14 protein-coding genes are annotated in these 17889 nt (G+C 69.5%); 2 read left to right on the top strand and 12 right to left on the bottom strand.

Annotated elements, in window-relative coordinates:
- Window positions 1-14: 14 nt before the first annotated feature.
- The 5 genes from OXG33_14205 to OXG33_14185 form a co-directional block, all read right to left on the bottom strand.
- Window positions 15-839 carry an ABC transporter permease gene (locus OXG33_14205; protein ID MCY4115068.1) on the bottom strand — a complete coding sequence of 275 codons (825 nt, stop codon included), beginning with the start codon at window positions 837-839 and terminating at the stop codon, window positions 15-17.
- Complete coding sequence (locus OXG33_14200; protein ID MCY4115067.1) at window positions 836-1681, bottom strand: ABC transporter ATP-binding protein; 846 nt, start codon at window positions 1679-1681, stop codon at window positions 836-838. The genes OXG33_14205 and OXG33_14200 overlap by 4 nt, the downstream gene beginning before the upstream one ends.
- A 232-nt stretch (window positions 1682-1913) precedes the next feature.
- The gene (locus OXG33_14195) at window positions 1914-3263 is read right to left on the bottom strand and encodes a hypothetical protein (protein MCY4115066.1); all 1350 of its coding nucleotides are present in this window, start codon (window positions 3261-3263) and stop codon (window positions 1914-1916) included.
- Between the two features lie 10 nt (window positions 3264-3273).
- The gene (locus OXG33_14190; GenBank protein MCY4115065.1) at window positions 3274-3963 is read right to left on the bottom strand and encodes a PHP domain-containing protein; all 690 of its coding nucleotides are present in this window, start codon (window positions 3961-3963) and stop codon (window positions 3274-3276) included.
- A 39-nt stretch (window positions 3964-4002) separates the two neighbouring features.
- Entirely contained in the window at window positions 4003-4488 is a 486-nt protein-coding gene (locus OXG33_14185) for an NADH-quinone oxidoreductase subunit B (GenBank protein ID MCY4115064.1), read from the bottom strand.
- A 321-nt stretch (window positions 4489-4809) separates the two neighbouring features.
- Between OXG33_14185 and OXG33_14180 the strand changes: the two genes are divergently transcribed.
- On the top strand, window positions 4810-6639 hold the full coding sequence (locus tag OXG33_14180) for an ASKHA domain-containing protein (protein MCY4115063.1): 1830 nt from the start codon (window positions 4810-4812) through the stop codon (window positions 6637-6639).
- Between the two features lie 2 nt (window positions 6640-6641).
- Here OXG33_14180 and OXG33_14175 read toward each other — a convergent pair whose 3' ends face one another.
- From OXG33_14175 to lon, 7 genes are all read right to left on the bottom strand, one after another.
- Window positions 6642-7391, bottom strand: coding sequence for a creatininase family protein (locus OXG33_14175; protein ID MCY4115062.1), 750 nt, complete (start codon window positions 7389-7391; stop codon window positions 6642-6644).
- 198 nt (window positions 7392-7589) lie between these two features.
- The gene (locus OXG33_14170; protein ID MCY4115061.1) at window positions 7590-10118 is read right to left on the bottom strand and encodes an AAA family ATPase; all 2529 of its coding nucleotides are present in this window, start codon (window positions 10116-10118) and stop codon (window positions 7590-7592) included.
- A 27-nt stretch (window positions 10119-10145) separates the two neighbouring features.
- Window positions 10146-10556, bottom strand: a complete 411-nt coding sequence (locus OXG33_14165; GenBank protein MCY4115060.1) for a MerR family transcriptional regulator — start codon at window positions 10554-10556, stop codon at window positions 10146-10148.
- A complete protein-coding gene (locus tag OXG33_14160) occupies window positions 10557-11483 on the bottom strand; it encodes a J domain-containing protein (GenBank protein ID MCY4115059.1) in 927 nt (308 codons plus the stop codon).
- Window positions 11484-11490: 7 nt separating this feature from the next.
- Window positions 11491-12015, bottom strand: a complete 525-nt coding sequence (locus OXG33_14155) for a nucleotide exchange factor GrpE (GenBank protein MCY4115058.1) — start codon at window positions 12013-12015, stop codon at window positions 11491-11493.
- Window positions 12016-12018: 3 nt separating this feature from the next.
- A complete protein-coding gene (dnaK, locus tag OXG33_14150) occupies window positions 12019-13950 on the bottom strand; it encodes a molecular chaperone DnaK (GenBank protein MCY4115057.1) in 1932 nt (643 codons plus the stop codon).
- Between the two features lie 12 nt (window positions 13951-13962).
- Window positions 13963-16386: an endopeptidase La gene (gene lon / locus OXG33_14145; GenBank protein ID MCY4115056.1), complete on the bottom strand. Its 2424-nt coding sequence runs from the start codon at window positions 16384-16386 to the stop codon at window positions 13963-13965.
- A 173-nt stretch (window positions 16387-16559) separates the two neighbouring features.
- Here lon and OXG33_14140 point away from each other — a divergent pair, with 173 nt between their 5' ends.
- On the top strand, window positions 16560-17873 hold the full coding sequence (locus OXG33_14140) for an extracellular solute-binding protein (protein MCY4115055.1): 1314 nt from the start codon (window positions 16560-16562) through the stop codon (window positions 17871-17873).
- The last annotated feature ends 16 nt before the right edge of the window (window positions 17874-17889 follow it).

Raw genomic sequence — 17889 nt, 5'->3', positions numbered from 1 at the left:
TGATCGTTGATGCATCATCCGTGTCGCTTCAGGCGCCCGCTGCGCAGCGCATAGCGCTCGGCGGCGCGAAAGACCACGACGCCGAGCGGCAGCGCCACGGCCGCGATGGCCAGCAACGGTAGGAATAGCTCGGCCACGTCGCCTACCGATGCTCCGTCCAGCACCGCTGCGCGCATGCCCTCCAGCACGTAGGTAGCCGGTGAGAGACGCCCCACGACCTGGAGCCAGCCCGGCAGCACCTCAATCGGGTAGAACACGCCGGACACGAGCAGCAACGCCGCGAGCGTGATCATCACCATCTGCTCGCCGCGTTCCAGGAACAGCAACGGCAGGGCTGACACCATCAGCGCCAGCCCAAGGAAGCCAACGCTGCCGACACAGATCGTGACCAGCGCCGTGAGCCAATTGGCCTGCAGCAGATCGAGGTCGAAGAATAGCGACACCACGGCCAGCACCAGCAGGGCACGGACGAAGGCGTAGGCAATCGCAAACGCGCTGGTGCCGGCCACCATCGCGAGGCGTCGCGCGGGCGCCATGAAGGTGCTTTCGATCGTCCCTTCCCAGCGCTGCCAGGCGATCATGAAGCCGACGGAGTCGAACACCTGCTGCAGATAGGCCCACACCACGGTGCCGATGACCAGAGAGAGCACCAGCCGGTCGGTGGCGAAGGCCTCGCCCGCGATCTCTCGTCCGCCGGGCGCGATGTAGGCCACCGTCAGCGCGTTGACGATGGCAAAGGCCAGCCAGACGGCCTCCCACCCCCAGTAACGCTTGATGGCGCGGACGTTCAGCTCCACGAAGGCATAGGACGCTCGCCATTCACGCCGAACGGCAATCATGGTCTCGTCTCCCCGACGCCGGCGGGTTCGCCCCGCTTGGAGCGTCCGTTGGTGGTGTCGCCCAGGGCATGGCCAGTGAGGCGAATGAAGGCGTCTTCCAAGGTCTCCCCGGGCGCGGCCAGCGACGCGGGCGTTCCCTGGGCGACGATCCGGCCGTCGTCGAGCACGGCCATGCGATCGCACAGCCGGGCAATCTCGTCCATGTCGTGCGACATGAGCAGCACCGTGGCGTCGTGGGTGTCGCGGACCTCCTGGATGAACGCCTGCACGTCGCGCTTCGACGCCGGATCCAGTCCGGTGGTTGGCTCGTCGAGCACCAACAGCACCGGCGAGGTTAGGAAGGCCCGCGCCACGGCCACCTTCTGCTGCATGCCGCGCGACATCTGCTCGACCGGCCGGGTGAGGGGACCGCCGCTGATACCCAGCCGTTGCAGAATCTGGCGCACGCGTGGCTCCGCGGTGCGCGGCGGCAGGTCGTACAGACGTGCCGAGAAGACGAGGTTCTCCAGCGGGCTGAGCTTCTTGAAGAACGACGCGTCGACCGACACGCGATTCAGCAGGCGCCGCACGTCGGCGGACTCATGCTCCACGTCGCGGCCGAACACGCGCGCGCGGCCCGCGTCGGGTGTCAGCAGCGTGGCCACGATGCGGGCCAGCGTGGACTTGCCGGAGCCGTTCGAGCCGACGACGCCGTAGATCTCACCTCGCGCCACACGCAGCGTGACCCGGCGCAGCGCGGCAACCGGTGTCGTGGGCCGCCCAACCACGCGGCGCAGCTCACCCACGAGGCCCGATGGGTCGAAGGCCTTTTCCAGTTCGACGATTTCAACGGCGGTGGTCATTTCTCATCCTTGCGGCTGGGTGCGGCGTTTTGCGACAACAAAAAAAACCGCGGAGCGTTTGGTGGGCCTGTGCCCGGCGTCCGCGGTCGTTCGTGCGTTGGTCTACGACGTCAGCGTTCGGGGCACACCCCTCCCGGAGTCGGCAGCATGCTGCCGTGGCGGAATCGGCTATGCGCGCCCATCAAGGACCATCGCAATCTCAACGTCGTCGTGCTGACTAGCATCCTATGCGCTAACGGCCGAATGTCAACGCCTCGCTGGTCGTGAGTTGGCGATAGGCGCCGCGGCCATAGCCGTACGTTGCCACGGCTTCGACGATCAGGCTGGCCGCCCAGGCGCCGGCGCCCACGGCCACGCCGGGCAGTCCCTCCAACCCGAGCGCGAGCACCACGAAGACGAGCAGCGCGGCGAGCCGCCACAAGTTCACGTAAAGAATCGGGCGGGTGCGGCGCACCTGCATGAGGGCCGAGGCGAATACCTGCTCCTGCACCAGGATCAACGGCAGGGGCGCCAGCACGCGCAGCCCGAGCAACGACAGCTCGGCCAGCCGGTCGCGCGCGCCGCTGATGTCCTCGACGACCAGCGCACTCAATGGCGGCACAAATGCCACGGCCAACGACACGACCAGAACCGCGGCGGCGACCGCATTGGTCAAAACCGCGATCCGGCGCATGCCGTCGCCCCGCGCCAGCAGCGCGAGAATCGAGGGCTGGGCGCCCCAAAGCAGGATCGTCAGGAACTGGAAGAGGCCGATGGCGATGGCGAAGGCGGCCAGCGAGGTCTCGGGCTCGGACGTGCGAGCCAGGGCCGCGTTGACGATCGGCGTGGTGGCGGCGGGAAGCAATGAGGCGAAGATCAGCGGCGTGAAAAAGCGCGCCACCGCGCCCAGGCTGGAATCGAGGCCGCGCGGTGAGTGTGCGGGCAACCCGTGCCGCAGCAAATGGCGCGTGGCCGCCATCAGCATGACGGTCTCCAGGCCGGCGGCCAGGGTGGTGCCCACGCCGGCCGCGGCCGCCCCCTGCATGCCCGCCGCGATGAGCGCGGCGGAGATGGCAACGGCGCCGCCGGCCCCGAGCCCGGTGCCCAGCCACACCAGCCGCGCCTGCCCGAGCCGCAGGGCCGCGCCGTGCAGGTGCGTGCGCGCCACCATGAATACCGGCAACGGGCACAGCGCCACCAACGCCGCCCGCGCCTGCGTGAGCAAATCGTCCGTGGCGGCGAAGATTCCCTCGAGAATCAGCTCGGCCAGCGGCGTCAGCGCCGCGACGCAGCTGATCGCGCCCACGACCGCGGCGGTGATGGCCACGAATCGGCGCAGGCTGCGCAACGCCTGATGATCGTGCAGAAACACCAGCGTCAGCTGCTGAATGCGGAACTGGGGCAGCGCCACGATGGTGATGACGCCCAGCGCCACGGCGAAGCCCGCGATCGATGCCTCGGGATCGATGGCCCGCGCCAGCAGGGCGTTCATGGCCGGGGCCAGCAGGCTGGCGATGCCCAGATTGACCGAGGCCGGGAACCACAGCGTCAGCCCGCGCCGCGTGAACGCCGCCCAGCCGTCGGACGCGGCTTCCGCCGTCATGCGCGTCGCGTCAGCCGGCGAACCAGGTATTCAGCCGCTTCCGAAACTTGGTGGCGTAGGCGTGCAACGAGCTGCCGGCATGCACCCAGGCCGGTGCCAGCTCCATGTGCAGCTCGGCGTCGCGCAGGTTGTCCAGGAACTCGGCGGGATCGTTCCACGGCTCGAGCACCTGCCAGCTCACGCCCACCTCGCGGGACAGATGCGAGTCCGAGCCGACGGACGCCACCAGGCCGTGATCCCGCGCATAGTCCTGCGCCGTGCGGTTGTCGCGCTCGCGCAGGGTGCGCCCGTTGAACACCTCGAGAATGTCGATCTGCTCGCGGATGCTCTCGGTGGCTTCCCGCAGCGCCGACCGGCGCAGGCTGTCGAATGGATGCGGCACGAGCACCAGCCCGCCCTGGTCCTTGATGGCGGCCACGGTGTCCCGCGGCGACATGTCGCGCGGGATTTCTTCCTCCAGGAAGAGACCGATGATGTCGCCGGCGGTGCTCTTGATCTCTTCCGCGAGGATGGTGGGCAGGGGCGAGACGCGCGCCATCTCGAAGGCGCCGGCCATGGTGTTGTGATCCGTCACCGCCAGCGCCTCGATGCCGCGGTCTTGCAGCAGCTCGATGAGTCGGGTCGGGCTCAGCCCGCAGTCGGGGGACGCGTGGGTGTGGGCGTGAAGCTCCAGGCGGATGCGGCCGTCAGGTGTCGTCATCGAGGGGTGGCCTGAGGACCGGGCGCGCGTGGTCGCAACCTATCCGGCTTCGGCCGCCTGCTCCTCGCGCAGCGCCTTCAACCGGCCCGTGCCCATGATGCCGTCGCGTTGAATCTTGCGCTGCAGCATCATGATGCCGTCGATGAGCGCCTCGGGTCGCGGCGGGCACCCGGCGATGTAGACGTCCACGGGCACCACGCGGTCGACGCCCTGCAGCGTGCTGTAGCTGCGGAAGGGCCCGCCGCAGGTGGCGCACGCGCCCATGGCGATCACCCACTTGGGGTCGGGCATCTGGTCGTAGAGGCGCTTGACGACGGGGGCCATCTTGTTGGTGACGGTGCCGGAGACGACCATCACGTCCGACTGCCGCGGCGACGAGCGAAAGATAGTGCCGAAGCGATCGAGGTCGTAGTGCGGTGAAGCGCTCGCCATCATCTCGATGGCGCAGCAGGCCAGCCCGAACCCCATGCCCCACAACGCGTTTGATTGTGCCCAGGAGAACAGCTTGTCCACCGTGGTGGTCATGGCGTCCAGCACGCCGACGCGGTCCGACAGTTGGCGCAGCGGGATTGTGTCGTCGCCATAGACCATGGGCGCTTTGCCCCACGGCTGCTCGCCCAGCGGGATATTGTCCAGCCCGAAGTCGTGGCGGCGCTCGCCGGGCGAGCCGTTGCCGTCGCTGGTTGCCATGGTGCTCGGACCTCCGTCCGCTTGCGTCGTCCCTGCGAACCTCGACAATTGTAAGCGGTTGCGCCGTCGTCTTCACGGGCGCTTTGGCGCACAATGCCCACATCGACCCCGGAGGTCCGCCCCATTAGCGCCCCCAGCACCGTTTCATGTCGCTTCTTGCCCGAAGACCGCGCGATCGAGGCGGAAGTCGGCACGACGATCCTCGACGCCGCCCACGCCAACGACATTCCCGTGGAGACGGTGTGCGCCGGGAAGGGCACCTGCGGCACCTGCCGGGTGCTGGTGCGCGACGCCGAGGTTCCCGAGCCGACGCCGCACGACAAGCGCCGCCTGGCGATCGCGCAGCTCGCCGGCGGATGGCGCCTGGCCTGCCAGCACCCGGTGGACGCGGGCGCGGTCTACTCGCATCCATTGGGGATTCGCGCGGTGCGGGTGGTGGAGAGCGCCGGATTGGGGCGCATCAGTCTCGATCCGAATATCCAGAAGATTTATGTCAAGCCGTCGCCGCCGTCCCTGCACGATCCGCGCGCCGACTGGAGCCTGGTGCAGGACGAGCTGGCCGCGGCCGCCGGCGACCTCGATCCGACGCGGGATGCGCTGAGCCGGCTGGGGGCGATCGGCGAGGACATCAGCCAGGGCGTCACGGTGGTGATCGCCGGCAACCGGGTGATCTCGGTCGAGCGCGGCGATACCACCGGCGTGGCCTATGGCCTGGCGTTCGATATCGGCACGACCACGGTGGTGGGTGCGCTGATGGACTTGACCACCGGGCAAGAGGTCGCCGTTGCGTCCGACATCAACGGCCAGCACATCTACGGCGGCGACGTGATCAGTCGCATGAGCGCGACCATGCGCGGCCCTGAGTTCGTCGAGCGCCTGCACCGGGCGATCCTGGACACGGTGCGCGGCATTGCCACCCGCTGCCTGGAGGCCGCGGACGTGCGTCCGGACCGCGTCTACGAGGCCACGTTCGTCGGCAACACGGTGATGACGCACCTGCTGCTGGGCATCGATCCGTCGCGCATCTCGTATTCGCCGTTTGCGCCGACCACGGTCGATCCGGTGTCCCTGCGGGCGTCGGAGCTCGACTTGCCGGTGCTCCCGTCGGCGTGGGTGTGGGTGGCGCCTGCGGTGGCCAGCTATGTCGGCGGCGACATCGTGGGCGTGATGCTGAGCACGAATCTGGGACGCCGCCGCGGTACGACGCTGGTCATCGACGTGGGCACCAACGGTGAGATCGTGCTGGCGCACCGGCGGCGGCTTTTCGCCACGGCCGCGCCCGCCGGACCGGCATTCGAAGGCGCCGAGATCACGCGCGGCATGCGCGCGGCGCCCGGGGCGATCGAGCGCGTGCGCATCACCCCCACGTCGGTGGAGGTGGATGTGATCGGCGGCGGCGAGCCCGAGGGGATCTGTGGATCGGGCCTCGTCGACGCGGTGGCCGAGTTGCTGCGCGTGGGCGCGGTGGCGCCGAGCGGCCGGCTGCTCTCGCGGGACGAAATGGAGCGGACGCTGCCCGGCCTGGCCGACCGGGTGCGGCCCGACGACACCGGCGGCGAATTCGTGCTCACGGGCGATCCGGCGTCGCCGGAGGAGAGTATCGCGCTGCATGCGCAGGACATCCGACGCTTGCAGCTGGCCAAGGGCAGCATTCGCTGCGGCACGAACGTCCTCTTGCGCGAGGCCGGCTTGAAGCCGTCCGATCTCGACCGCGTGATGCTGGCCGGCGCCTTCGGCAGCTACATCGATCCGGCGCAGGCCCTGGCCATCGGGCTGCTGCCGCCGGTGCCGGAGCAGGCCGTCGAGGCGATTGGCAACGCCGCCGGCCATGGGGCGCGCATGTGCCTGCTGTCATTGACGTCGCGCGTGCGCGCCACCGACCTGCCCGGCCACGTGCATTATGTCGAGTTGTCCGCCGTACCCGACTTCCAGGATCAGTTCGGCGACGCCATGGGCTTTCCGGCGTCTGACGAAAACGTCGTCTAGCTCTACGCCCGGTCGCCGCCCGACGCCGCGATTTCCCGAATCTGCGCGGCCACCACCGTCGCCGCCGCGTCGAGGTACTGACGGCCCAACTCGGCCGTGCCGTGCGACGCGTCGTCGCTCACGCCGGTGGGCCGGTCGCCCAGGAAATCGCCGTCGCGGGCCTCGGTCACGTTGGCGAGGCCGGCCGGCAGCGGTGTGTCGCCGGTCACCGGAATGTGTTCGGCCCGCACCAGCTCCGGGTCGAGATGGAGCATCAGCGACGTCTCAAACGACCCCGCGTGCCCTGGGATGGAGAACCCCCCATCGCGCGGAACGGCCTCCAGCGCCTCGCGGGCGAGGTCCCAGTAGCTGCCGGCGACCACGTGCACTTCGCGAAATTCCAGCACGAAATCGCGCGCGGTCTGCTGAATCAGGAACTCGTTGCCGCCGTGGCCGTTGAGCACGAACACCCGGCGAAACCCCATCATGCGCAGGCTGTCGAGCAGCTCGTAGACCACCACGCCGAACGTGTGGCTGGTCAGCGTGAGCACGCCGGGCCACGGCAGGTGATGGAGCGAGCTGCCGAAGTGCAGCGGCGGGCACACGACCACGTTGAGATCAGGGCCCGCGGCCTCCGCCGCGGCCCGCGCCACCGCCATGCAGCACATGGTGTCGAGGCCCACGGGGTTGTGCGGCCCGTGCTGCTCGATGGCCGCGGTGGGCAGTATGGCCACCGCCGAGGGCGCCAGGGCGCCGATTTCATCGCGTGTCATCCGTTCAAACGCCACGTGGGCCATCTGCGCACCTCTCACGGCGATGCCTTGCGCGAAATGGTGGGGCACTTGGCCGTCCCTCGCAACCACAGAATTTCATTGCCTCGGGGCGAATGGCGCGGAACAATGCCAACTCCGGTCAACGAGCGGCCCTCGCGCTGGGGAGGCCGCGAGGGCCGTTCCCCGACCGGTCCCCGCCTAGGCGTTCGTCGCCGCGGGTTCCGGCGAGGCTTCGGCCGTGGCGCCGTTGTTGCCGTTCAGCGCGGGCGCCGCCTGCTGCACGTCGAACGTGAAGTCGTCGTCGGCCACGTCGACGCGGACGCTGCAGCCCGCATCGCAGCTCTGGTCCAGCAGCAGCCGCGCGATGTGATTTTCGACCTCGCGCTGCAGGGTGCGCCGCAGCGGCCGCGCGCCGTAGTCCGGATTCCAGCCGAGCTCGAGCACGCGGTCCTTGGCGGCCGTGGTGAGTTCGACGCCGATGCCCTGCGCGGCCATGCGGCGGCCCAGGTCGGCGGCCATCAGGTCCACGATCTCGCGCAGCTGCGGCTGGGTGAGCGAGTGAAAGATGATGATTTCGTCCACCCGGTTGAGGAACTCGGGCCGGAACGTCTTGCGCAGCTCGTTCCGCAGCCGGGTGCGCATGGCGCGGTCTTCGCTGGCGGCCGAGTCCGGGGCATCGCTCTGCCGGAATCCCAGGGCGTTTTCGCGCCGAATCTGCTGGGCGCCCACGTTGGACGTCATGATGATGATGGTGTGGCTGAAGTCCACCACACGCCCGTGGCCGTCGGTGAGCCGCCCGTCGTCGAGCACCTGCAGCAGGACGTTGAAGATCTCCGGGTGGGCCTTCTCGACCTCGTCGAATAGCACCACCTGGTAGGGCCGCCGCCGCACCTTTTCCGTGAGCTGGGCCGCGTCGTCGTAGCCGACGTATCCGGGAGGCGCCCCGACCAGCCGGCTAACCGAGTGCCGCTCGCCGAACTCCGACATATCGATGCGCAGCATGGCCGACTCGTCGTCGAACATGAACTCGGCCAGCGCCCGCGCCAGCTCCGTCTTGCCGACGCCGGTGGGACCCAGGAAGAAGAATGAGCCGATGGGCCGACGCGGATCCGCGATGCCTGCGCGCGAGCGCCGGATGGCGTCGGCCACGGCCGTCACCGCCTCCTGCTGATTGACGATGCGCTTGTGCAGCGCGTCTTCCATGTGGAGCAGGCGCGCGGCCTCCTCCTCGAACATGCGCGCCACGGGAATGCCGGTGATGTTGGAGACCACGTCGGCGATGTCCTCGCGGCTGACCACGTCGTCGAGGTCCCGTTCGGCCAGCCAGCGCTTGCGCCAGTCCTCGAGCTTGGCGTTGAGCTGCAGCACGTCCGACTTGACGTTGGCGGCCCGCTCGTAGTCACGGGCCTGCCAGGCGTTTTCCTCGGCCTCTTGCAGTTCCTCGATGCGCTTCTCCACGTCGCGCAGCTCGGGCGGCGTGTCGAAAATGTCGACCCGGACCTTGGCGGCGGCCTCGTCCATCAGGTCGATCGCCTTGTCCGGCAGGTGGCGCTCGGTGAGATAGCGGTCGGAAAGCCGCGCGGCGGCATCGATGGCCTCGTCGTTGATCTTGAGGTCGTGGTGCTGCTCGTAGCGCGGGCGCAGCCCCTGGAGCACCGCCACCGTCTCCTCGACCGATGGCTCCTCCACGTAGACCGGCTGAAACCGCCGCGCCAGCGCCTTGTCGCGCTCGACGTGGGTGCGGAACTCGTCGAGCGTGGTGGCGCCGATGGCCTGCAGCTCGCCGCGGGCCAGGGCCGGCTTGAGCATGCTCGATGCATCGATGGCGCCCTCGGCGGCGCCCGCCCCCACGGCCTGGTGCAGCTCGTCGAAGAAGAGGATGATCTCGCCGTCGGAGGCGCGGACCTCGTTGATGACGGCCTTGAGCCGTTCCTCGAACTCGCCGCGAAACTTCGAGCCGGCGACCATGGCGCCCATGTCAATGGCCAACACGCGGCGGTCGCGCAGGATGCGCGGCACGTCGTTGCCGGCAATGCGCTGGGCCAGACCCTCGACGATGGCGGTCTTGCCGACGCCCGGCTCGCCGATGAGGGCCGGGTTGTTCTTGGTCCGGCGCGCGAGCACCTGGATCACGCGCTTGATTTCCGGCTCGCGACCGATGACCGGATCGAGCTTGTCGTGCCGTGCGATTTCCGTGAGGTCGGTGCTGTACTTCTCGAGCACCTCGTAGCGGCTCTCGGCCGACGGACTTGAGGAGCGCTGCGCGCCCCGAACGTCGCGCAGGGCGCCGTAGATGCCTTCCGTATCGACCCCGGTGCGGCGCAGCACGTGCCCGGCCTCGGAGTTGCGCGAGCGAGTCACGGCCAGCAACAGGTGCTCGTTGCCCACGAACTCGTCGCTGAGGCGCTCGGCCTCCTCGCGGGCCGCGTTCATCAGCTCGAGGGTCTGCGGGGTCACGAACATCTGGCCCTGAGCGACGCCGCCGCTGCCGTCCTCGACGCTGACGCGGGGTTTGTCGGCCAGCAGCCGGCGCAGCTCGCCCCGGATCAGGTCCGGCGAGACACGCAGCCGCTGGACGATGCGCACCGCCACGCCGTCCGCCGGCTCCAGCAACGCCAGCAGGATGTGCTCGGCGTCGAGCTGGTTGTGGGCGTGCTCCAGCATGATCGACTGGGCGCGCTGGACCGTCTCCTGCGCCTTTTCGGTGAATCGGTCGAAGTTCATCATCGTGGTCGTTGCTCCTTGTCCGCCCCGCTATCCGACCAGGCGGCGCAGCGCGGCGCGCAGTCGATCGACTTCCGCCTGCAGTCGCTCAATCTCCAGCTGATGGCGATCGCCCAAGCGCTGCTCCCGGCGTTCGGATTCCTGCCGCTGGCGCTCGTGGGTCTCGCGCATGTTCAGAATCACCTCGACGCCCGCCAGGTTCACGCCCAGCTCATGGGTCAAGCGCTGAATCAGCCGTACGCGCTCGATGTCTTCCTGCGAATAGAGGCGCACGTTGCCCCGGGATCGTCCCGGAGTGACCAGGCCGATGCGCTCGTAGTGGCGCAGCGTTTGCGGATGCACGCGGGTGATTTCCGCCACCACGCCGATGAACACCGCGGGCCGCTCGCGCATGCCGACGTCCGGTTCGGAGACGGCGTCGAAGTCGTCGGGGGAACGCATTCAGCTTCGTTGGGGCAGCGGCTGCTCGCCGCGCAGCTCGGCCAGCTCGCGGAACAGCGCTTGCTCGCGGTGTGAGAGATCCTGGGGAAACCGCACGCGAATGCGCACGAGCATGTCGCCGCGCTGGTTTGACCCGGCCTTCGGCAGTCCCTGGCCGCGCAACCGCAGTCGAGCGCCGTCGCGGGTCTCCGGCGGCACCTGCATCGTCAAGGTCGGCCCGCTGAGGGTGGAGACGTTGACGTTGGCGCCGAGCATGGCTTCCGAGAGACCGATGGTGGCCGTGGTGTGCAGGTCGGCGTCGTGGCGTTCGAAGCGCGAGTCGGGCGCCACCGCGACGCGCAGATACAGGTCACCGCGCGTGCCGTCCGGCCGGATGCTGCCCTTGCCGGTCACGCGCAGCCGCTGGCCGTCGCGCACCGCTTTGGGAATGGTGACGTCGATGTGCTCCTGGCGTATCTGGCCGTCGGCGTGCGGCGTGCGCAGCATCAGCGAGCGCCGGCCGCCCTCGGCGACTTCGCGCAGGGTGATGTCCAGCCGGTCCTCGACGTCGGCGCTGGGCGGCGGGCCCGGGCGCTGACCGCCGAAGCCCATGCTGCCGAACAGGGACTCGAAGAAATCGCTGAAGCCCGCGCCGCCAAAGCCTCCGGGCGAGGCGCCGGTCGGGGCTCCGGCTCGACGAAATGCCTCTTCGAACGACCCGGTCTGTCGCCAATTCGATCCAAAGCGGTCGTAGCGCTTGCGCTTGTCGGGGTCGCTGAGCACCTGATAGGCCTCGTTGATCTCCTTGAAGCGCGCGTCGGCCTGCGGATCGCCGGGATTGACGTCGGGGTGGTAGCGACGCGCCAGGCGACGGAAGGCCCGCTTGAGCTCGTCGTCGCTGGCCTGCCGGCTGACGCCCAAGGTCTTGTAGTAGTCCCGGAATTCCATGGCGTCGCTAGTCGTCGGGCGCCACCGCGACGCGCACGCGCGCCGCGCGCAGCACCATGTCGCCCCAGAGATAGCCGCGGCCGACTTCGTCGAGGATGTGGCCGTCGGGAACGTCGCTGGAGGCCGCGGTGGCGACGGCCTCGTGCAAGTTCGGGTCGAACGCGCCGCCGGAGTCCATGCGGCGCACGCCATAGCCGGCCAGCACGTCCCGCAGGCGCGTGAGCGTGAGATCCACGCCCTCGGCCAGCGCTCGGCCGTCGTCGTGCGGCGCGGCCAGCGCCCGCTCCAGGTCGTCGGCGAGGCTCAGCAGGTCCATGAACAGCCCGCGCTTGGCGCCGCGTACCAGATCCTCGGTGGTGCGTTCCAGGCGCTTGCGATAGTTGTCGGTGTCGGCGCGAACGCGCAGCAGCCTGTCGTTGAGCGCCTCGATCTCCGCGCGCAGCGCGGCGATCTCCTCCTCCGGCTCGCGGTGCTCGGACATCGCGTCGTCGTGCATGCCGGACGTGGATTCACGGGGTTCGGTGGCGCACATGGGCTACTTCTCGTCGGCCGGCTGCGCCTCGGCATCCGAATCGCTCGTCTTGAACTCCGCGTCCACCACGTCGTCGGCGTCGGTCTCGGGCTGCGGGCCGTCGGCCGCGGCGCCGTCGCCCTGGGCTTGCTGCGCCGCATAGAGCTGCTCGCCCAGTTTTTGGGCGGCGGTTTCCAGCACGGCTACTGAGTTCCGGAGCTTGTCCAGGTCTTCGCCCTTCAGCGCCTCGCGCACCTCTTCGATGGCCTGCTCGGCGGCGGCGCAGTCGTCCGCGTTGAGCTTGTCGCCGTTGTCCTTGATCAGCCGCTCGGTCTGGTAGGCCAGGCTATCGGCAGCGTTGCGAGTCTCGATCGCCTCGAGCGCCTCCCGATCCGTTTCGGCGTTCTCCTCGGCCTCCTTGACCAGCGCTTCCACCTGCTCGCGCGAGAGATTGGTGCTCGCGGTGATGGTGATGCGCTGCTCCTTGCCCGTGGCCAGGTCCTTGGCCGACACGTTGACGATGCCGTTGGCGTCGAGATCGAACGTGACCTCGACCTGCGGCACGCCGCGCGGCGCCGCCGGAATGCCCTCCAGCCGGAAGCGGCCCAGCGTGGTGTTGTCGCGCGCCATCGGGCGCTCGCCCTGCAGCACGTGGATGTCCACGGCGGTTTGCCCGTCCTCGGCGGTGGAGAAGATCTCCGACTTGCTGGTGGGAATCGTGGTGTTGCGCTCGATCAGGCTCGTCATGACGCCGCCGAGGGTCTCGACGCCCAGCGACAGCGGCGTCACGTCCAGCAGCACAACGTCGTCCACCTCGCCGGCCAGGACGCCGCCCTGGATGGCCGCGCCGACCGCGACCACTTCGTCCGGGTTGACGCTCTGGTCGGGCTCCTTGCCGCTCAGCCGCGTGACCAGGTCCACGATGGCCGGCATGCGCGTGGATCCGCCGACCAGCACCACTTCGTCGATGGCGCCGGCCTCGATGCCCGCATCCCGCAGCGCCTGCTTGAACGGCGGCACGCAGCGCGCCGTCAGGTCCGCGGTCAGGTCCTCGAACTGCGCCCGCGTCAGCGTGTGGTCCAGGTGCTTGGGACCGTGCTGGTCGGCGGTGATGAAGGGCAGGCTGATCTGCGCCTGAGGCACGGTTGAGAGCTCCTGCTTGGCCTTCTCCGCGGCCTCGACCAGGCGCTGGAGCGATTGGGAATCCTGGCGCAGGTCGATGCCCTGATCGCGCTGGAACTCGTCGGCCACGTGATCGACGATGCGGCGGTCGTAGTCGTCGCCGCCCAGATGCGTGTCGCCGCTGGTGGCCTTTACCTCGAATACGCCGTCGCCGGCCTCAAGGATCGACACGTCGAAGGTGCCGCCGCCCAGGTCCCAGACGAGGATCGTCTCGGCGCCCTTCTTGTCCAGGCCATAGGCCAGGGCTGCCGCGGTCGGCTCGTTGATGATCCGGCGCACGTTCAGCCCGGCGACCTCGCCGGCGTTGCGCGTGGCCTGACGCTGCGAGTCGTTGAAATAGGCCGGAACGGTGATCACGGCATCGGTGACCGATTCGCCCAGATAGCGCTCGGCCTCCTGCTTGAGCTTTTGGACCACCATGGAGGCGATCTCTTCGGGCGTGATCTCCTGGCCGCGCTCCGGAATCTTGATCAGCGCTTCGCCGGCCTTGCCCTGCACCACGTCGAAGGTCACCGCGCTGCGTTCGTCGCCGACTTCGTCGTAGCGGCGGCCGATGAAGCGCTTGGCGGAGTAGATGGTGTTCTCGGGGTTCATCACGGCCTGGCGTCGCGCCAGCTGGCCCACCAGCCGCTGGCCGTCCTTGGCGAAGCCCACCACGCTGGGCGTGATGCGCGAGCCCTCGCTGTTGGTGACCACGGTGGGGGCGCCGCCCTCCATCACGGCCACGACGGAGTTCGTCGTGCCGAGGTCGATGCCGATGATCTTGGTTGCCATTCGTTCTGCCTCCTAGGCCGTCGCGCCCTGGGGCGCGGGCCGGCTCGTCGCCGGTGTCATCAAAGCGGTCGTCAGGACCGCGTCCATGTCGTCCACCCACACAAATCGCATCTGTCGTCGGACTTTCGCGGGCACGTCGTCGATGTCCGCCCGGTTTTCCGCCGGCGCCACCACCGTGCGAAGGCCGGCGCGATGCGCCGCCAGCACTTTCTCCTTGAGTCCCCCGATGGGCAGGACGCGGCCGCGCAGCGTGACCTCGCCGGTCATGGCCACCTGGCGCCGCACGGGCACGCCGGCCACGGCCGACATGATCGCGGTGCTCATGGTGATGCCCGCCGAGGGGCCGTCCTTGGGCACGCTGCCCGCCGGCACGTGCACGTGCACGTCGGTCTTTCCGAACGTGGGTCGATCCATGCCGAACGCGTCGCCCCGCGCGCGCACATAGGACAGCGCGGCCTGCGCCGACTCGCGCATCACGTCGCCCAGCTGTCCGGTGAGCCGCAGCTTGCCGCTGCCCGGCACGGCGGACGCCTCCACGTCGAGCACCTCGCCGCCGAATGGCGTGACGGCCAGACCGGTCGCGACGCCCACCAGCGGCGAGCGGTCGTCGTCTTCCGGCAGATAGCGCGGCGCTCTGAGCAGCGAGCGCACCACACGCGGGGTGACCCGGCGCGCGATGCGCCGCCCGTCCGCCACGCGGCGCGCCAGCTTGCGGCACACCGACCCGAGCTCGCGCTCGAGGTTGCGCACACCGGCCTCGCGGGTGTAGTGCCGGATCGCCTCGCGAATGGCGCGGTCCGAGAACTCGATGCCGCGTCCGCCGAGCCCGTGCTGCTTGAGCTGGCGCGGGAGCAAATGCCCGTCGGCGATGCGGACCTTCTCGTCCTCGGTGTAGCCGTGCAGCTCGATGACCTCCATCCGATCGCGCAGCACCGCCGGGATGGTTTCGGCGTCGTTGGCCGTGGTGACGAACAGCACGCGCGACAGATCGAGCGGCACCTCGAGATAGTGGTCGGTGAAGCTGTGGTTATGTTCCGGATCGAGCACTTCCAGCAGGGCGGACGAGGGATCGCCGCGAAAGTCGCGCCCGATCTTGTCGACCTCGTCGAGCAGCAACACCGGATTGCGCGAGCCCGCGCGGCGCATGGCCTGCACGATGCGGCCCGGCAAGGCCCCCACGTAGGTGCGGCGATGGCCGCGGATTTCCGCCTCGTCGCGCACACCGCCGAGTGAGATGCGCACGAACTCCCGCCCCAGCGCCCGGGCCACCGAACGCCCGAGACTCGTCTTGCCGACGCCGGGCGGTCCGACCAGGCACAGGATCGGCGTGCGGAAGGCGTCCGACAGCATGCGCACCGCCAGAAACTCCAGCACCCGCTGCTTGACGTGCACCAGGCCGTAGTGGTCGCGCTCCAGCACCCGCCGCGCGCGCCGCAGCTCGCGGTGATCCGCGGTTTCCGTGCTCCACGGCAGGCCGAGGAGCCAGTCGAGGTAGCCGCGGATCACGCCGATCTCCGGCGAAGTCGGGGGCGTGGCTTCGAGCCGGCTGATTTCGTGCTCGGCCTTCTCGCGCACCACCTCGGGCAGGTCGGACTCCTCCACCCGCCGGCTCAGCTCGTCGGTGTCGTCGATCTGGGTGTTCGAGATTCCGAGCTCGCGCTGGATCGCCCGCAGCTGCTCGCGCAGGTAGAAGTCGCGCTGGACTTTCTCAATGCCGTCCTGAATCTCGCCTTGAATCTTGTTGCGGACGTCCAGCATCTCCGCCTGGCGCGCCAGGTAGCGGGCCACGCGCCGCAGGCGCTCCACGGGCGCGAACGCCTCCAACACATCCTGACGCTCCCGCATCGGCATGTCGGACGAAAAGCAGATGTAGTCGCAGAGCCAGCTTGGATCGGACACGCGGCGCGTCATGGCCACGACGTCGGGGGGGAAGGTGTTGGTCTCCTCGGCGACCGCCTCGACCTGGGCCACGACCACGCGGCGCAGGGCCTCGAGCTCCAGCGACGACTCGTGGGGAGTCTCCACGGGTTCGACGCGGGCGACGAGATGGCCTTCGCGCTCTTCCACGGACTCGAGCCGGGCGCGCTGGCGGCCCTGCAGCAGGACCTGCTGGCTGCCGTCGGGCATGCGCAGCTTGCGAATGACCTCGGCAGTGGTGCCGACCTCAAAAAGGTCCGATGGACGCACCTTGTCGCTGGCGCGCCGCTGCGCCACCAGCACGACGCGGCCGCCACGCGTCTCGGCCGCCGCCACGGCGGCCAACGACGCGTCCCGGCTGGCCTGCAAGGGCATGGCCATCTCCGGGAACGCGACCCAATCGAGCAGCGGCACCACGGGCATGACCGCCAGCTCCGAGCGCGTCTCGGCCGTGGTCGCCGACGTGTCGTCGACTGACGCCAGATTGCCCAACACCGACTGCTCCGCACTGCGGCCCATCGAGATTGAGTCTAAAGATTGAGTGCGGTTGTGTCAAGAATATTCAGTGTGATGACTTACATCTTGAGCGGCCCGGCGACACCGCCGACGGTGCGCGGCTTGACGCCCGTTCCGGGCTACACTTTCAGCCTATGCCGAACGTCCAACGCCCGGCGATGCGCCGGCGTCGCCGCTTGTCCCGCCGGCATGTCCTGGGCGCGGGTCTGGGAGCCGCCGTCACCCTTGTGGCGTGCGGCGAAGCGGCGCTGGAGGCGGCGCCCGCGCCGTCGCCGATCCCGACGCCGCCGCCCACCGCGCCGCCGGAGCCTCCCGCTCCGGCGCAGCTGCGCCTGCTGGGCTGGCCGTTCCGCCCGGATCTGCTGCGGCAGCGGCTTGATGCCTTCGAGCAGTATCGCGGCGACGTTCGCGTGCTCCACGAGCAGGCGCAGCACGACTATCCGGTGCGAGCTCTCGAGGCGCTGACCCGTTTGCCCTCGGTGGACGTCGTGCAGGCGCGCGACGGCTTGGTGGGCGCGTGGTGGTCGGGTCGCGCGTTGCAAACCATGGGCGCCGAGGACACCTGGCGCGCGGTGCTGGATGCCATGTGGCCCCACGCCCGGCAGGCCGTCACCCTTGGCGGACAGGTGGTCGGCCTGCCCTATTACGCGGACGCGATGCTGCTGGCCTACAACCGGCAGCTGCTGGAGCGCGTGGGCGCGCCCGTGCCGAGCACGCTCGAAGAGCTCACCGACGTCTGCCGTGACGCCGCGCGGCGGCAGATCGTCGAGTTCGGCATTTCCCTGAATCTCGCGCCGAAGGTCTTCACCAACCTGCCGTGGTGGGGGCTCGTGTATGCCTCCGGCGGTCGGCTGGCGGCGCCCGACGGCCCGGATCCGGCGGCGGTCGCAGTGTTGGAGTGGCTGCGCGACGCCAGCGCGGTGTCGAACGTCGTGGATCCCGACTTCGGCTTGGCCACCTACGACGCGCTGGCCCGCGAGCAGCACATCTTCAGCATCGTCGGCGCCCACGTGCTCCGCCGCCTCAATCAAGCCTCGCCCGGCGCATTTGGCGTGGCGCCAATTCCGGGCATCGCCTCGCCGCGAGGTACCGTCGCCTGGACGCCCCTCTACTCAGTGGCCGCCAACGCGCCGCGGCCGGCGGACGCCGGCGACCTGGTGAACTATCTCGGCGGCCCGGGACCTGCCGGCGACTATGCCTCGGCGGCCTTTTGGCTGCGGCAGGAGGGGCTGATTCCCGCCTACCGCCAGCTGCTCGACCGCCCGGACGTCGAGGGCGACTTGGCGGCCTGGATCGATCCGAGCGCCCTGACGACGATCTTGGCCGCCGCGCGTCCCGTGGAGCGGCTGTGGGAACGCTGGTTTCTGTCCTGGGAGCACGCGTTGCAGGACCAGGTCCAAGCCGCGATCTTCGGCCGGCAGTCGGCCGACGGGGCCCTGGAGGCGGCGGAGGCCGTCGCTCGGGACCTCGCCCTGGACTCGAACGGCTAGCGTCGCGATCGCCGCG

The sequence above is a fragment of the Chloroflexota bacterium genome, assembly GCA_026708035.1.
GTDB lineage: Bacteria > Chloroflexota > UBA11872 > UBA11872 > UBA11872 > JAJECS01.
Note: the sequence above shows the minus strand (reverse complement) of the source record. Positions and strands in the feature narration are given on the sequence as shown.

What these genes read in the sequence shown, in the direction of transcription:
- OXG33_14205 (MCY4115068.1), bottom strand. Translation starts at nt 839, where the DNA reads ATGATTGCCGTTCGGCGTGAATGGCGAGCGTCCTATGCCTTCGTGGAG.
- OXG33_14200 (MCY4115067.1), bottom strand. Translation starts at nt 1,681, where the DNA reads ATGACCACCGCCGTTGAAATCGTCGAACTGGAAAAGGCCTTCGACCCA.
- OXG33_14195 (MCY4115066.1), bottom strand. Translation starts at nt 3,263, where the DNA reads ATGACGGCGGAAGCCGCGTCCGACGGCTGGGCGGCGTTCACGCGGCGC.
- OXG33_14190 (MCY4115065.1), bottom strand. Translation starts at nt 3,963, where the DNA reads ATGACGACACCTGACGGCCGCATCCGCCTGGAGCTTCACGCCCACACC.
- OXG33_14185 (MCY4115064.1), bottom strand. Translation starts at nt 4,488, where the DNA reads ATGACCACCACGGTGGACAAGCTGTTCTCCTGGGCACAATCAAACGCG.
- OXG33_14175 (MCY4115062.1), bottom strand. Translation starts at nt 7,391, where the DNA reads ATGACACGCGATGAAATCGGCGCCCTGGCGCCCTCGGCGGTGGCCATA.
- OXG33_14170 (MCY4115061.1), bottom strand. Translation starts at nt 10,118, where the DNA reads ATGATGAACTTCGACCGATTCACCGAAAAGGCGCAGGAGACGGTCCAG.
- OXG33_14165 (MCY4115060.1), bottom strand. Translation starts at nt 10,556, where the DNA reads ATGCGTTCCCCCGACGACTTCGACGCCGTCTCCGAACCGGACGTCGGC.
- OXG33_14160 (MCY4115059.1), bottom strand. Translation starts at nt 11,483, where the DNA reads ATGGAATTCCGGGACTACTACAAGACCTTGGGCGTCAGCCGGCAGGCC.
- OXG33_14155 (MCY4115058.1), bottom strand. Translation starts at nt 12,015, where the DNA reads ATGTGCGCCACCGAACCCCGTGAATCCACGTCCGGCATGCACGACGAC.
- dnaK (MCY4115057.1), bottom strand. Translation starts at nt 13,950, where the DNA reads ATGGCAACCAAGATCATCGGCATCGACCTCGGCACGACGAACTCCGTC.
- lon (MCY4115056.1), bottom strand. Translation starts at nt 16,386, where the DNA reads ATGGGCCGCAGTGCGGAGCAGTCGGTGTTGGGCAATCTGGCGTCAGTC.